The following is a 15,137-nucleotide window of genomic DNA, read 5'->3' as shown; positions in this document are numbered from 1 at the left end:
TGGAAACCATTCTGCTTCCCCTCCCAACCGTCTTCTGCGGTTATCTTTGATAGCGCTATCGATACGCTTATTGGTTAGTGAGTCAAATACAAACTGGTCAGGCCGGAACCGATGAACCGTTATTCATGCTGGTATGGCGTACCGGCGTCCAAAATTCCGTCATAATTCACTGATCCAACGGTATTTTATACGAATATTCCGGGTGCGGGGTCGTATTGGCGTTGGCCCGACCAAAGACGGTTGCTTCGCGCATCCCATCGCGTGGTGACGCAGGGGGCAGGCAGCGTTCTTGAACGCTATCGCCAGTTCAGGCCTGGGGCAGGGCGATCAATGGGCCTGCCCCGGCGCGAAGGGAAATTGCCGGGCCTTGTACCAGGCGAGATCATGCTCCGGCGGTCGCACGCCATCGGGCAGGGGGCGGTGGTTGACCGACATCCAATAGGCCAGGCTGGCATCGCGCCACCAGCGCGCCTCGCGCTCCTGAATGGCGAGATAGGTGGCCGTCTTCTGCCAGCGTTCCGCGTCGATCTTGTCCCGCAAGCCATCCCATTGCCGCTGCATTCCGGCGACATAGGCGACCCCGCGATCATAATGAGCGACCAGATCCTCCCACAGGGTGCGGCCGTCCTTCATGCGATAGTCCCAGGGCAGATGGTGGAACCAGAGCAGCATCGACTCGGGCGTCGTTCCCGGCTTGGCAAAGGCCTTGGCGACCGGACCGGCATATTGGCCGACCGCGTCGCTGCCCGTCGCCGTCCGGTCGAAGCCGATGCCCTTCGCATCCGCGCGGTGATAATAGACCGGGTTCCATTCCGGCCGCGCCAGCTCCGACACCCAGGGCCCGGGCCCATAATGATGGCCCGTCGCCATCAGGTGCGCCAGGCCCAGCGCGCCCGTGTAGTCCACCACCGCCTCGCGCGAGCCCATCATCATCGCGGTGACGGTATCGACGACCTGGCGGTCGGTGCCGAACGTCTGCTCGGTCCAGTCACGCGCGATGCTCTGCGCCGACAGATCGGGGTCCCAGGCCAGGCGGCCGAAGGCGTACCAGTTGGCCTGGTTGAAGGTCGATCCGCTCCAGTCGCGGTCGCGCCCGATATTGGCGACGCCCGCCATGCCAGTGAGCGCATGGTGTTCGGCCGTGCCATCCACCACATCGGCGACGGTTTCGCCCGGCTTCCACCCGGTCTTCGCGTCCAGCGTCTCGGCAAAGAGCGGGCCCAGATAGGCGAGATGGGTCGCAAAGCCCAGATATTCCTTGGTAATCTGGAACTCGATCATCAACGGCGTGCGCGGCATGGCACCGAAGAGCGGATGGAACGGCTCGCGCGGCTGGAAGTCGATCGCGCCGTTTTTCACCTGCACCAGCACATTGTCGGCGAACTGGCCGTCGAGCGGCTTGAACTCGGTATAGGCCTGTTTGGCGCGGTCCTCAGGGTCGGTTTCGGCATATACGAAGGCGCGCCACATCACGATGCCGCCATGGGGCTTTACTGCGGCGGCGAGCATGTTCGCGCCGTCGGCATGGCTGGCACCATAGTCGCGCGGGCCCGGCTGTCCCTCGCTGTTCGCCTTGACCAGGAAGCCGCCGAAATTGGGGATGCTGCGATAGATTTCGTCCGCCTTGGCTTTCCACCATGCCGCCACCGCCGGATCGCGCGGGTCGGCGGTCTTCAGGCCGCCCAGCTCGATCGGGGCGGAGAATTTGACCGAGAGATAGACCTTGATGCCCCACGGCCGGAAGACGTCCGCCAGCGCCGCCGCCTTGGCGATATAGGGCGCGGTCAGGCTGTCGGCCTTGGCATTGACGTTGTTGAGGACGGTGCCGTTGATCCCGATCGAGGCATTGGCACGGGCATAATCGGTGTAGCGCGGGTCCTTGAAGTCGGGGAGCGTCCACCAGTCCCAGAGCGACTGGCCCGCATAGCCGCGCTCGATCGAACCATCGAGATTGTCCCAGTGGTTCAGGACACGCAGCTTCACCTTGGGCGCGGATCGCAGGTTCAACGCATCGTCCTTGCCGCCCGTGGCGAGGTGACGGATCAGCGCGAAGGCCCCGTAGAGCGCGCCCCGATCGCTATTGCCCGCCACCAATATCATGCGCTGACCGTTGAGCGTCGCGTTGCGGACCAGATAGCCCTCATCGCCCAACCCCTCGAACGGCAGCTTCAGCGGGCGCAGGGCAGGGGCGGCGGCGGTCGTCAGCAGGATCGGCAGCGTACCGCCCGGCACCGCGCGGCGCAGTTCGGCCTCGGCCAGGTTCAATGTCGCCGAGTCGCCCAGCCGCGTCACGGTCGCCTGGGTGATTGCCGGTCCCTGCGCCCTCAACCACAGGGCATAGCCGTCCTCGGCTGCTGCCGGGCTCACTGCTATGACCAATGAGACAGACAGCGCTCCGATCAGCGTGCGGAACCTGGTCATGCCATTCTCTCCTGTTGCACCGCCGATTGACAAGCCGGTGCTTGGGCCTCACGTTACCGCTATCAGACCAATTGGCAAGTCGGGTTGAAACGGCTGCCTGACAGGAGGGGCCGTCATGACCCACAGGCCGCACTACTCGCGCCGCATCGGACCCCGCGCCCTGTCCGCCGTCATGCCCGCCGCCGCCTGAAGGACACGCCCATGCCCAAGATCGTTGCCGCCCGCCTGATCGTCACGTCGCCGGGGCGCAATTTCGTCACGCTGAAGATCAAATGCGATGATGGCACCACCGGTCTGGGCGACGCGACGCTCAACGGCCGTGAACTGGCGGTGGCGAGCTATCTGCAGGATCATGTCATTCCCTGCCTGATCGGCCGCGACGCGCACCGGATCGAGGATATCTGGCAGTTCCTGTACAAGGGCGCCTATTGGCGCCGCGGGCCGGTGACGATGACCGCGATCGCGGCGGTCGACATGGCGCTATGGGATATCAAGGGCAAGATCGCCGGGCTGCCGGTCTACCAACTGCTCGGCGGGGCCTCGCGTGAGGCATGTCTGGTCTATTGCCACGCCAACGGCACGACGATCGAAGATACGATCGCCACGGCCATCGCCCACCGCGACGAAGGCTATCGTGCGATCCGCCTGCAATGCGGCGTGCCGGGCCTTGCCTCCACCTATGGCGTTGCCAAGGCGGGGCAGCGTTACGAACCCGCCGATGCCGACCTGCCCAGCGAAAGCGTCTGGTCGACCGAGAAGTATCTGCGCGTCGTGCCGGAGCTGTTCGCGGCGGCACGCGAGGCGTTGGGCTGGGACGTGCATCTGCTCCATGACGTGCACCACCGCCTGACCCCGATCGAGGCGGCGCGGCTCGGTAAGGATCTGGAGCCCTATCGCCCCTTCTGGATCGAGGATGCGACCCCGGCGGAAAACCAGGACGCCTTCCGCCTGATCCGCGAGCATACGACGACGCCGCTGGCGGTGGGCGAGGTGTTCAACTCGATCTGGGACACCAAGCACCTGATCGAGAACCAGCTGATCGACTATATCCGCGCGACCGTCGTCCATGCGGGTGGCATCACCCATCTGCGCCGGATTGCGGGGCTGGCGGACCTGTATCAGGTGCGCACCGGCTGTCACGGCGCGACCGACCTGTCGCCCGTCACCATGGCGGCGGCGCTGCATTTCGGCCTGTCGGTGCCGAATTTCGGCATCCAGGAGCATATGCCGCACACCGAGGAGACCGACGCGGTTTTCCCCCATCATTACCGCTTCGAGGACGGCATGATGCACCCCGGCGACGCGCCCGGCCTAGGTGTCGAACTGGACGAGGAACGGGCCGCGACCCATCCCTATAAGCGCGCCTATCTGCCCGTGAACCGGCTGGAGGACGGCACGCTGTGGAGCTGGTGAGATGAGCGACCTGACCCAGGCCGCCGCCACCGCGCCCGACACCGCCGCCCAGGCCGTCCCGCCGCCGCGTGGCCGGGTGCGCTGGGTCATTTGCGGTCTGCTCTTTGCCGCCGTCGTCCTGAGTTATATCGACCGGCTGGTGCTGGGCGTGTTGAAGCCCCAGCTGTCGGCGCTCTATGGCTGGACCAATAGCGGTTACGGCGACATCACCGGGTATTTCCAGGTCGCCTACGGCCTGGGTTTCCTGCTCTTTGGCTGGCTGATCGACCGGATCGGGCCGCGCGCGGGCTATCTGCTGGCGATGGGGGCGTGGACGGTCGGGCATTTCGCGCAGACGCTGGTGACGTCGACCACCGGCTTCGCGCTGGCCCGCATTCCGCTGGCCTTTGGTGAGGCGGGGACCTTTCCCTCCGCACTGGCCGCCGCGTCGCAATGGTTTCCCAAGAAGGAACGCGCGCTGGCGATCGGCATCTTCAATGCCGGGGCCAATGTCGGCGCGGTCGTCACGCCGCTGCTCATCGGCTTCCTGATCGCCGACTTGGTGCTCGACTGGCGCTGGGCGTTCATTATTACCGGGTTGTTCAACCTCGTCTGGCTGACCGCCTGGTGGCGGCTTTATCACCCGCCGCACGCCCATCCGCGTATCACGCCCGAGGAACGCGCCTGGATCGAGGCGGAACCCGTGGAGACGGCGGGCCGCGCCGGTTTCCTGACGGTGATGCGTCACCGCGAGGCTTGGTCCTATATGACCGGGCGGTTCCTGATCGATCCGGTGTGGTGGACCTTCCTGTTCTGGCTGCCCGACTTTTTTCACAGTCGCTATGGCTATGACCTGAAGAGTTTCGGCCCGCCACTGGTTGCCATTTACATCATGGCCGATGTCGGGGCGATCGTCGGCGGCTGGTACAGCTCGCGACTGCTCAAGCACGGCGTCGAAACCGGGCGTGCGCGCAAGCGGGCGATGTTCGTCTGTGCGCTGTTCGCGCTGCCGGTGATGTTTGCAGTGCAAGCGAGCAGCATCTGGATCGCGGTGGCGATGATCGGCCTGGCCTGTGCCGCGCATCAGGGCTTTTCGACCAATCTCTTCGCGCTGCCGGGCGACCAGTTTCCGCGTTATGCCCAGGGTACGCTGATCGGGCTGGGCGGCTTCTCGGGTGCGGTGGGCGGCTTCATCGCGTCCAAGGCGCTGGGCGCTTTGCTCGACCGGGTGGGGAGCTACCAGCCCTTCTTTATCGCCTGTGGCGCGGCGTATCTGGTTGCGCTTCTCGTCTTCCACCTGCTCAATCCGCGCTATCGCGACGTGCGGATCGGCAGGGACTGAGGCGGTGGACGATCCCGTTCGGGAGGGCCCACCGCCCGGATCATGGAATCAATGCGTATAGTGCAGAGAGGGGCGGTCCGGCGAAAGGCCGCTCGGTGCCAGCTTGGTATTCAGCACCCAGCCGACATTGTCGTTCTCGTCGGCGACTTCCCACCACAGGCCGTTCTTGGTGCCCGTCGGATAGACGGTCGATCCGGCGGGAATGGTGCGGATGACCTTGCCCGCCGCGGATGCGCTGCTGCGCAGGGCGATATCGGCCTGAGCGGTGAACGTCTTGGCGGGGGCCGCTTCCGCCGTTCCGGCCGCACCGGGCGTCAGCAGGCCCAGGCCGCTGACCAGCTTGGAATAGGCCTGGATGAACGACAAGGTCACGATGCGACCGATATCGGTATTGTCATAACCACCGCCCACGGCCCCTGCGACCGCGAAGAAGCCGCCGCCGCCCAGCGCCAGGTTGTTCTTGGCGGCATAGCCTTCCTCGGTCGCGATCGTCTCGGTCGTGCGGACGTTGGTGAGCGAGAGGACGGTGTTGGCCTCCATCTTCTTGGACTTGATGCCGCCGAGCAGACCGCCGACGCGCCCGCCGAGCAGGCCGCCGATCCCCGCCACCGCTCCACCGCCGCTGGCGTCCGAATTGGCGCCCTGGACCTCGGCGACCAGCACATAGTCCGCCGCCTTCACTTGTCCCTGGCCGACATTCGACCCGCGTTGCAGCCCCAGATTGCCGCCCAGCGCGCGTTCGCGCTCCGCTGCGTTCAGGCCCGCGCCGCGGTCGACCAGATTGAAGCAGCCCGAACGCTGGACCAAAACCTTGAGCAGCTTGGACGGAGGTGCGAGGTTCCAGGCGCCCGTCACGCTGGACGTGTCGCCGTCGACGATGGAAAGCGTGCCCAGTTTGCGCGTGCAATGCGGCACGTCATTGGCCGTGGCCTCCTGAAGACGCTGTCCACTGGTCGGCTTGGCCAGCTTTTGTGCACTGAGCGGGCCGGCGGCGATAAGGCCCAGGCTGGCGATAACGGTGGCGACGGACGATTTGATCACGCTATGCTCCCCAACAACGCGCACGATCCCAGGGATTGCAGCCCCCCGACCGTGCATCCTGCGGCAGGCGTCTAGCACTCTGGCGCAGGACAGGCTAGGCGCTGCGGGATTATGACCACGCCGCTCGACAAGATTCGCAACTTCTCCATCATCGCGCATATCGACCATGGTAAGTCGACACTGGCCGATCGCCTGATCCAGTTCACCGGCGGCCTGACCGACCGCGAGATGAGCGAGCAGGTTCTCGATAATATGGAGATCGAGAAGGAACGCGGCATCACCATCAAGGCGCAGACCGTGCGCCTGGCGTATAAGGCGCAGGATGGCGAGACCTATACGCTAAACCTGATGGACACGCCGGGCCATGTCGACTTCGCCTATGAAGTCAGCCGGTCGCTCGCCGCCTGCGAAGGCGCGCTGCTCGTCGTCGACGCCGCGCAGGGGGTCGAGGCGCAGACGCTGGCCAATGTCTACCAGTCGATCGAGCATGACCATGAGATCGTGCCCGTGATCAACAAGATCGACCTTCCCGCCGCCGAACCCGAAAAGGTCCGCGCCGAGATCGAGGACGTGATCGGCATCGACGCCTCGGGTGCGGTACTCGCCAGCGCCAAGTCGGGCATCGGCATCGGCGACATCCTGGAAGCGATCGTCAAGAATATCCCCGCGCCCAAGGGCGATGCGACCGCGCCGCTGAAGGCGATGCTGGTCGACAGCTGGTATGACCCCTATCTCGGCGTCGTCATCCTGGTTCGCGTGATGGAAGGCACCCTGAAAAAGGGGCAGCAGATCAAGTTCATGCAGGCGGGCACCACCCATCTGATCGACCGGGTCGGCTGTTTCCGGCCCAAGATCGAGCAGCTGACCGAGCTGGGCGTGGGCGAAATCGGCTTCATCACCGCGCAGATCAAGGACGTGGCGCAGGCGCGCGTCGGCGACACGCTGACCGACGCCAAGAAGCCGACCGAACAGGCGCTGCCAGGCTTCAAGGAAGTCCAGCCGGTCGTGTTCTGCGGCCTGTTCCCGGTCGACGCCAACGATTTCGAGAAGCTGCGCGAGTCGATCAGCAAGCTGCGGCTGAACGACGCCTCGTTCAGCTTCGAGATGGAAACCTCGGCCGCGCTGGGCTTCGGTTTCCGCTGCGGCTTCCTGGGCCTGCTGCATCTGGAGATCATCCAGGAGCGACTGACCCGCGAGTACGACCTCGACCTGATCACCACCGCGCCGTCGGTGGTCTATCAGATCGAGCTGAGCCATGACGGCGGCCAGATCGACCTGCACAACCCGGCCGACATGCCCGATCCCAACAAGATCGCATCGATCAGCGAGCCGTGGATCGAGGCGACCATCTACGTTCCCGACGAATATCTCGGCTCGATCCTCAAACTGTGCCAGGACCGGCGCGGTATTCAGAAGAACCTGACCTATGTCGGCGGCAGGGCGCAGGCGACCTATGAATTGCCGCTCAACGAAGTCGTGTTCGATTTTTACGACCGGCTGAAGTCGCTGTCCAAGGGCTATGCCAGCTTCGACTATCACCAGATCGGCTATCGCGAGGGCGACCTCGTGAAGATGTCGATCCTGGTCAATGAAGAGCCGGTCGACGCGCTGTCGATGATCGTCCATCGCGGCACCGCCGAGACGCGCGGGCGCGGTATGTGCGAGCGGCTGAAGGAACTGATCCCGCGCCACCTGTTCAAGATCCCGATCCAAGCGGCGATCGGCGGCAAGGTGATCGCGCGCGAGACGATCAGCGCGATGCGCAAGGACGTGACCGCGAAATGTTACGGCGGTGACGCAACACGTAAGCGCAAACTGCTGGAAAAGCAGAAAAAGGGCAAAGCGAAGATGCGCGAGTATGGCTCGGTCAGCATCCCGCAGGAAGCCTTCATCGCCGCGCTCCGCATGGGCGACGAGGCGTAAACCTTCATTCCTCCCCTGCAAGGGGAGGGGGACCATGCGAAGCATGGTGGAGGGGGCTCGCCACAAGGGACGTCCTTTCGGGAAGCCCCCCTCCGTCAGCCCTTCGGGCTGCCACCTCCCCGTGCCGGGGAAGATCAAAGGAATAAAATCGTTCCTTGTGCGTTACAGCCCATTGACGCCATCAAGGCGAAAAGGGGAACGCCGATGATGGGATTGCGACTAGCCGCGCTGATCGGCGCATTGTGCGTGTCGGCACCGGTTCTCGCGCAGGACCGAGCACCGCTGGTCCTGGCCGCCGCCAGCCTTCAGGAATCGATGACCGCCGCGGCCGATGCCTGGGCGAAGAAGGGGCATCCGCGCCCTGTCATCTCCTTTGCCGCCTCTTCGGCGCTCGCGCGGCAGGTGCAGGCGGGCGGCAAGGCCGATCTGTTCGCATCCGCCGATGAGGAATGGATGGACGTCCTGCAAAAGCAGGGCCTGCTCGCCGATCGGACCCGCAGCGCCTTTCTGGGCAATCGCCTGGTCGTGATCGCCCCCACCGGCAAAGGCGGACAGGTGACCACGCGCACGCTGGGTAAGACGCTCTCCGCCGGGCCGCTCGCCATGGCGGATACCGACAGCGTGCCCGCCGGCAAATATGGCAGGGCCGCGCTCGAGAAACTCGGCGCCTGGACGATGGTCGCACCCCATGTCGTGCGCGCCGAGAATGTCCGCGCGGCGCTGGCCCTCGTCGAGCGCGGAGCGGCCCCCTATGGCATCGTCTATGCCACCGATGCCAAGGCGTCGCCGCGTGTCCATGTCGTCGGACTGTTCCCGGTGGCGAGCCATCCGCCGATCACCTATCCGCTGGCCCGGCTGAAAGCCTCGACCAATCCGGAGGGCGAGGGCTTTCGCCGCTTCCTGTTGTCGGGCGAAGGCAAGGCGATCTTCCGCCGGTTCGGTTTCCAAGCGCGATGATTGCCTGATGCTGTCGGCCGAGGAATGGGGGATCGTTCGCCTGTCGCTGCTGGTCGGCGGCACGGCGATGCTCGTAACGCTGCCGATCGCGTTCGTCCTGGCCTGGGCCTTGGCGCGGGGGCGGTTTCCGGGGCGGGTGCTGCTCGACGGGATCGTGCACCTTCCTCTGGTCGTCCCGCCGGTCGTCACCGGCTGGGTGCTGCTGCTCGCCTTCGGACCGGAGGGGCCGGTCGGACGCTGGCTGGCGGAGTGGTTCGGGGTCAGCGTGCTGTTCCGCTGGACGGGGGCGGCCATCGCGGCGGGGGTCATGGCGTTGCCGCTGGTCGTGCGCGCCATCCGCCTGTCGATTGAGGCGGTCGACCCCCGGCTGGAGCAGGCCGCCCGGACATTGGGGGCGGGGCGGGCACGGGTCTTCGCCACCATCACCCTGCCGCTCTGTGCACCCGGTGTCCTGGCGGGGCTGGTGCTAGGCTTTGCGCGCTCGATCGGGGAGTTCGGGGCGACGATCACCTTCGTCTCCAACGTGCCCGGCGAGACGGCGACCCTGCCGCTCGCCATTTATTCCGCGCTTCAGCGGCCGGGCGGCGAAGAGATGGTATGGCGGCTGGCCAGCGTGTCGGTCGGGCTGTCGCTGGTCGCACTGGTCGCCTCCGAATGGCTGGCGCGGCGGATGGGGCGAGGGTTGCATGTCCTTTGATGTCGACGTCACGGTGCGACGTGGCGAGGTGCGAATTTCGGCCTGCTTCGCCACCGGACCGGGCGCGACCGTGTTGTTCGGGCCGTCGGGAGTCGGCAAGACCACCATCCTGCAAATGGTCGCGGGGCTCGTCCGGCCGGACACGGGCCATGTGCGGGTCGCGGGCGAAATCCTGTTCGATACCGCGACACGGATCAACGTCCGCCCCGAGCATCGCCGTATCGGCTATGTCTTTCAGGAACCGCGCCTGTTCCCGCACCGACGGGTCGCGGCCAATCTGCGCTATGGCATGACGCGGGGCGGGGGCGACTGGGACGGCGTGATCGCGATGCTGGGAATCGGCCATCTGCTCGATCGCTGGCCGCGCAGCCTGTCCGGCGGCGAGGCAAGGCGGGTTGCCATCGGCCGGGCCTTGCTCAGCGATCCGCGCGTGTTGCTGCTGGACGAGCCCTTGTCCTCGCTCGACCGGGCACGGCGGGGGGAAATACTCGACGCGCTGGCCGCGGTGCGCGACCGGACCGGCATCCCGATCCTGATGGTGACGCACGATCCCGAAGAGGCCGAGCGGATCGCCACGGATATCGTCAGGCTCTGATCAGCACCACAATATCTGGCGGACCAGATGCGGCCGGGCGCAGGCGCGATCGGGCAGGGGAAGCGGCTGGCCCGGCCGCCACAGGTTCAGACGGCGCTGAATCTCGGGCATTTCGGAATCGATGACCGCCAGCGAATTGCCGTCGCCATAGCGCGTGCCGCTGCGATAGCGCAGCACCGGCGCATAGCGGCCCGCCGACCCCAGGCGGTAGACGGTCATCCAGAAGCCGAAGGGCGCGTTCCCGGTCGGTTCGGCGGACACGATCGCGCCTTGCAACGGGCCCTTGGCGATGTAGCGGACCTCCTGATTGTTGTTATGGCCGGTCATCAGTTGAAAGACGCGAACAAAGCCGTCGCGGGTCCGGTCGTAGCTCAGGACGACGCGACCGACACGCTGATCGCCGTTGACGCCGTACATGCTCGCCGCCTCGACCCAGAGGAGCGGGCGGTCGGGGCGGGGATGGATGATCCGCGTGGCCAGCAGGAAGTGCGGCTGGAAAAACATACCCTTGTCGCCAGCCGACGCGACCATGTCGTCGAGTGCCGGGCGGCAGGTCTTGCCCCCATCACGGGTAAGGCACAGGTGAAGCGGCCCCGGCACCTGATCGCCCAGCGGGTCCTCGACATCCGCGCCTTGTGTCACCTGCAACTGCCACCCGGGAGCCAGGCCGAAGGGTTGGGACAGATCGACGGACGGTATTGGCTTGGATGCAGCGGCGCCGCTTGTCACGCCCAAGGCCAGCAGTGCCGCTCCGATCACTCCGTGCATCGCCCGTCCTCCCGCTGATGTCGTAGAGTGTAGCAAGGCATGTGGCCGGACCATGAATGCAGGGTGACACTCATGCCAGCCGGTGCGGCTCGGTCAGAACAAGGTGGTCAGCAGCACGCCGCCGATGATCGCCACACCCGACAGGATTTGCCGCGCGCCCAGTCGCTCGCGAAACAGGCGATGCCCGGCCATGGCGGCGATCGGCGCTTCGATGATGCCCAACGCCCGGACCGGCGCGGCGGGGGACAAAGCGAGCGCCACGAACCAGCCCGCCGAGGCGCAGGCCCCGCACAGCCCCGCGCCCAGCGACGGCCGCCAGCGTCGCGCCACCTCGGCCAAGGTCGCCGGATCGCGCCAAGCGAGGATCAGGCTCATCGCGACGGTCTGCATCGCCTGAACGACGGCGACGCAGACCAGCGCGGCAAAGACCGGGTGCGCGGGGTCCAGCGCCAGCGCGGCATGGCGAAAGGCGTTGAGCGAGAAGCCGAAGAACAGACCCGATGCCAGTCCCATCGCCGCCCCGATCAGTGACGCCCGGCGCTGCTCGGGCGGCGGCCAGGACAGGGCGACCAGCCCGATGGTCGTGATGACGACACCGACCCAGGCGATGGTGCTGATCCGGTCCTGATAGACGATCAGGCCAAGCAGGGCCGCCAGCGGCAGCGAACTCTGCTGGAGCGCGGTGCCGACCGCGAAGCCCGAGCGCTGCATCGCGTCGAGCAGGGCAGCGGTCGCCAGGACCTGCGACGTGGCGCCGACGATGGCCGACAACCAGAAAGCGCCGCTCCAGTGAAGATCGGCCCCCGGCATGACGAAATGGCCGACCGTGACGAACAGGATCGAGAAGGGCAGGCCGAACAGGAACCGGACCAGCGTCGCGCCCCACGGGCCGGAGGACGACATGACCCCACGCTGCAAGGCGTTGCGCCCGACCTGGAAGACCGAGGCGGCGATGGTGGCGGGAATCCACAAGGGGTTCGACATGGGTGCGTTCATCCGGTGGTAGGGCGTGGCATGCCCCAAACGAAAAGAGCGGCCCGTTGCCGGACCGCTCCTTCGTGCTTCGCAGCGAGTCCTCGGATTGCTTGCGCAATCCGAGGATGCCCGCGATTAGCGCTTCGAGAACTGGAAGCTGCGACGCGCCTTGGCGCGGCCATACTTCTTACGCTCGACGGTACGGCTGTCGCGGGTCAGGAAGCCAGCGGCCTTGACCGGAGCGCGCAGAACCGGCTCGAACTTGGTCAGCGCCTGGCTGATGCCGTGCTTGACCGCACCGGCCTGGCCCGACAGACCGCCGCCCTTGACGGTGCAGATCACGTCATACTGACCTTCGCGCTCGGTGATGCCGAACACCTGGTTGATGACGAGACGCAGCGTCGGACGTGCGAAATACACTTCCTGGTCACGACCGTTGATCGTGATCTTGCCCGAACCCGGCTTCAGCCAGACGCGAGCGACGGCGTCCTTACGACGGCCGGTCGCATAGGCGCGGCCGAACTTGTCCAGTTCCTGCTGACGCAGCGGGGTGGTGCTGACGCGCTCGGCGGGAGCGGCGGGCGCTTCACCGGCAGCGGCGGTCTGCGCCGGAGCGGCAGCGGCCTGCTGGTTCAGGGTGGCGCCGAGATCGGCGAGCGACTGGCGGTTATCGGACATTATGCGCCCACCTTGTTCTTGCGGTTCATCGACGCGATGTCGAGGACTTCGGGGTTCTGAGCGGCGTGCGGATGCTCGGTGCCGGCGAAGATACGCAGGTTGCGCATCTGCTGACGGCCCAGCGGGCCACGCGGGATCATGCGCTCGACGGCCTTTTCCAGGACGCGCTCGGGGAAGCGGCCTTCCAGGACCTTGGCGGCGGTGATGCCCTTGATACCACCGGCATAACCGGTGTGCTTGTAGTACACCTTCTGACCCAGCTTGTTGCCGGTGAAGCGCACCTTGTCCGCGTTGATGACGATGACATTGTCACCGCAATCGACGTGCGGGGTGAACGACGTCTTGTGCTTGCCGCGCAGGATGTTCGCGATGATGGTGGCGGCACGGCCGACAACCAGACCATCGGCGTCGACGATATGCCACTTCTTCTCCACCTCGTGCGGCTTGGCCGCCTTGGTGGTCTTCATGAGCGCCTTCATGGGCGTGAGACCTTTCGGTTTGAAATGCAACACGCCGCCCGTAAATCCGGACGGCGCGAACGAGGGTCCAATGCTGGAGCACCCCCGAAATGTCAAGCAAAGTGGGGCTTTGCTGACGGGTATTATAATACCTTATGGTTTTAGCCGGCGCGTCCCAGTCGGTGTGCGGCGGCGGTCGCGGCGATTAGGAGGAGCGCGGCATTGGCCTGATGCGCGACCGCGATATCGATCTGCACACCCGACAAAAGCGTGGCGATGCCCAGGCCGATCTGGACCGCGACCAGCACGATGACCAGCCAGCCAGCCCGCAATGCGCCGCCCCGGATCGCCCGCGCCGCCATCCAGACGAGCATCCCCGCCGCCGCCAAGGCGAACCAGCGATGGATGAACTGCACCACCACCGGATTGTCGAAGACATTGGCGATGGCGGGCGACATCATCGGCGTGCCTGCCGGGAACCACGCGTCGCCCATCAGCGGCCAGCTGGAAAAGGCATAGCCCGCATCCAGCCCGGCGGTCAGCGCGCCGAACATCAGCTGGACGAACAGCGTCAGCACCGCGCCTGCGCCCAGCAGTGTCAGCCGGGCAGGGGCCGCCAGCCGGTTGCGATGCAGCGCCATCAGGTCGAGCGCGGTCCACACGATGCCCGCCAGGATGAACAATGCAGTCAGCAGGTGGACCGTCAGCCGGATATGGCTGACGTCGGTCCGCTCGACCAGACCCGAGGCGACCATCCACCAGCCGATTGCGCCCTGCAGCCCGCCCAGCGCCAGCAGCGCGACGAGCCGCGGCTTATAGCCGACCGGAATGGCTTTCCTCGCCCAGAACCAGATCAGGGGCAGGGCGAAGGCCATGCCGATGACCCGGCCCAGCACCCGGTGCAGATATTCCCAGAAGAAGATCGCCTTGAACCCGGCCAGCGTCATGTCGCGGTTGAAGGTCCAATATTCGGGGATACGCTTGTAATTGGCGAACTCGGCCTGCCACTGCGCGTCGGTCAGCGGCGGCACGATGCCGGTGATCGGTTTCCACTCGGTGATCGACAGACCGCTATTGGTCAGGCGCGTGATCCCGCCGACCACGACCATGGCGACGATCAGTCCGGCGACCGCAAAGAGCCAGCGGGCGAGGCTGCGGGGGCGGGCGGTAATCATGAAGGCAGGGCTCGGTTGCAGCATGATGCTCTCATAGGGTTTCGCATCCGCGTGCGATAGTGGACCGAATGCCCCGCCGCCGGGACCTTGCCCGCCGGGGCGGCACCGCCTAAATCCCCTCCATGGCGCATGCTCACACCCATCAGGAGCCCCAGGGGGCCGACCTCTCCGTTGCGGCCAAGGCTACGCTGGAACGCGCCGGGGAGCAGTGGACGGCGATGCGCGCGAGCGTGTTCGAGGCGCTGGCCGGATTCGACAAGCCCGCCTCGGCCTATGACATCGCCGATGTCATGTCGCAGTCGCAGGGGCGGCGCGTGGCGGCGAACAGCGTCTATCGCATCCTCGACCTTTTCGTCGGGGCCAATCTGGCCCGCCGGGTGGAGAGCGCCAATGCCTATGTCGCCAACGCGCATCCCGACTGCCTGCACGACTGCATCTTCCTGGTCTGCGATACATGCGGGCAGATCACGCATATCGACGATGATCGCCTGACCGGCGCGGTCCGCGATGCCGCCGTCGGCGCAGGGTTTCGCCCGGAGCGGCCCGTTATCGAGGTGCGCGGTCGCTGCGCGGACTGTTCCAAGGGCTGAGCCTTCAAAACTCCTCCCCGGTACGGGGAGGTGGCAGCGCACAGCGCTGACGGAGGGGGACTTCCTCAAAGGTCATCGTTTGGGGGACGCCCCCTCCACCAGATTCGCTGGTCCCCCGCCCCGTG

Annotated in this window: 14 protein-coding genes; 7 read left to right on the top strand and 7 right to left on the bottom strand. The window is 65.9% G+C overall.

The window, feature by feature from the left end; genetic code table 11:
• Window positions 1-327: 327 nt before the first annotated feature.
• Window positions 328-2,421: an alpha-glucuronidase family glycosyl hydrolase gene (locus SSA01S_RS02120; RefSeq protein WP_061779003.1), complete on the bottom strand. Its 2,094-nt coding sequence runs from the start codon at window positions 2,419-2,421 to the stop codon at window positions 328-330.
• Window positions 2,422-2,622: 201 nt separating this feature from the next.
• Here SSA01S_RS02120 and manD point away from each other — a divergent pair, with 201 nt between their 5' ends.
• Together manD and SSA01S_RS02110 are read left to right on the top strand one after the other, a co-directional pair.
• Entirely contained in the window at window positions 2,623-3,834 is a 1,212-nt protein-coding gene (gene manD, locus SSA01S_RS02115) for a D-mannonate dehydratase ManD (protein WP_061779002.1), read from the top strand.
• Between the two features lies 1 nt (window position 3,835).
• Window positions 3,836-5,155, top strand: coding sequence for an MFS transporter (locus tag SSA01S_RS02110; protein ID WP_061779001.1), 1,320 nt, complete (start codon window positions 3,836-3,838; stop codon window positions 5,153-5,155).
• Between the two features lie 48 nt (window positions 5,156-5,203).
• On the opposite strand, the gene SSA01S_RS02105 is transcribed toward SSA01S_RS02110, so the two are convergent.
• Window positions 5,204-6,196, bottom strand: a complete 993-nt coding sequence (locus SSA01S_RS02105) for an SH3 domain-containing protein (RefSeq protein ID WP_334316348.1) — start codon at window positions 6,194-6,196, stop codon at window positions 5,204-5,206.
• Window positions 6,197-6,307: 111 nt separating this feature from the next.
• Between SSA01S_RS02105 and lepA the strand changes: the two genes are divergently transcribed.
• The 4 genes from lepA (at window position 6,308) to SSA01S_RS02085 (ending at window position 10,368) form a co-directional block, all read left to right on the top strand.
• Window positions 6,308-8,119 carry a translation elongation factor 4 gene (gene lepA / locus SSA01S_RS02100; protein ID WP_061779000.1) on the top strand — a complete coding sequence of 604 codons (1,812 nt, stop codon included), beginning with the start codon at window positions 6,308-6,310 and terminating at the stop codon, window positions 8,117-8,119.
• Window positions 8,120-8,323: 204 nt separating this feature from the next.
• On the top strand, window positions 8,324-9,076 hold the full coding sequence (gene modA / locus SSA01S_RS02095; RefSeq protein WP_061778999.1) for a molybdate ABC transporter substrate-binding protein: 753 nt from the start codon (window positions 8,324-8,326) through the stop codon (window positions 9,074-9,076).
• Between the two features lie 7 nt (window positions 9,077-9,083).
• On the top strand, window positions 9,084-9,773 hold the full coding sequence (modB, locus tag SSA01S_RS02090) for a molybdate ABC transporter permease subunit (RefSeq protein ID WP_061778998.1): 690 nt from the start codon (window positions 9,084-9,086) through the stop codon (window positions 9,771-9,773).
• Window positions 9,763-10,368: an ATP-binding cassette domain-containing protein gene (locus tag SSA01S_RS02085; RefSeq protein WP_061778997.1), complete on the top strand. Its 606-nt coding sequence runs from the start codon at window positions 9,763-9,765 to the stop codon at window positions 10,366-10,368. Before modB ends, SSA01S_RS02085 begins: the two co-directional genes overlap by 11 nt.
• Here SSA01S_RS02085 and SSA01S_RS02080 read toward each other — a convergent pair whose 3' ends face one another.
• The 5 genes from SSA01S_RS02080 to SSA01S_RS02060 form a co-directional block, all read right to left on the bottom strand.
• The gene (locus tag SSA01S_RS02080) at window positions 10,369-11,136 is read right to left on the bottom strand and encodes a hypothetical protein (protein WP_174521618.1); all 768 of its coding nucleotides are present in this window, start codon (window positions 11,134-11,136) and stop codon (window positions 10,369-10,371) included.
• A gap of 93 nt (window positions 11,137-11,229) precedes the next feature.
• Window positions 11,230-12,132 (bottom strand): DMT family transporter, encoded by a 903-nt coding sequence (locus SSA01S_RS02075; RefSeq protein ID WP_240954945.1) that lies wholly within the window; start codon window positions 12,130-12,132, stop codon window positions 11,230-11,232.
• Window positions 12,133-12,246: 114 nt separating this feature from the next.
• The gene (gene rpsI, locus SSA01S_RS02070; protein ID WP_061778995.1) at window positions 12,247-12,789 is read right to left on the bottom strand and encodes a 30S ribosomal protein S9; all 543 of its coding nucleotides are present in this window, start codon (window positions 12,787-12,789) and stop codon (window positions 12,247-12,249) included.
• A complete protein-coding gene (rplM, locus tag SSA01S_RS02065; RefSeq protein WP_042488064.1) occupies window positions 12,789-13,268 on the bottom strand; it encodes a 50S ribosomal protein L13 in 480 nt (159 codons plus the stop codon). Before rplM ends, rpsI begins: the two co-directional genes overlap by 1 nt.
• 140 nt (window positions 13,269-13,408) lie before the next feature.
• Window positions 13,409-14,446 (bottom strand): COX15/CtaA family protein, encoded by a 1,038-nt coding sequence (locus tag SSA01S_RS02060; RefSeq protein WP_240954796.1) that lies wholly within the window; start codon window positions 14,444-14,446, stop codon window positions 13,409-13,411.
• Between the two features lie 98 nt (window positions 14,447-14,544).
• Between SSA01S_RS02060 and SSA01S_RS02055 the strand changes: the two genes are divergently transcribed.
• Window positions 14,545-15,012 (top strand): Fur family transcriptional regulator, encoded by a 468-nt coding sequence (locus tag SSA01S_RS02055; RefSeq protein ID WP_058716072.1) that lies wholly within the window; start codon window positions 14,545-14,547, stop codon window positions 15,010-15,012.
• The last annotated feature ends 125 nt before the right edge of the window (window positions 15,013-15,137 follow it).

Source organism: Sphingomonas sanguinis NBRC 13937 (genome assembly GCF_001591005.1).
Classification (GTDB): domain Bacteria; phylum Pseudomonadota; class Alphaproteobacteria; order Sphingomonadales; family Sphingomonadaceae; genus Sphingomonas; species Sphingomonas sanguinis.
The sequence above is the reverse complement of the archived record's forward strand: the minus strand, read 5'-3'. Positions and strand labels throughout refer to the sequence as shown.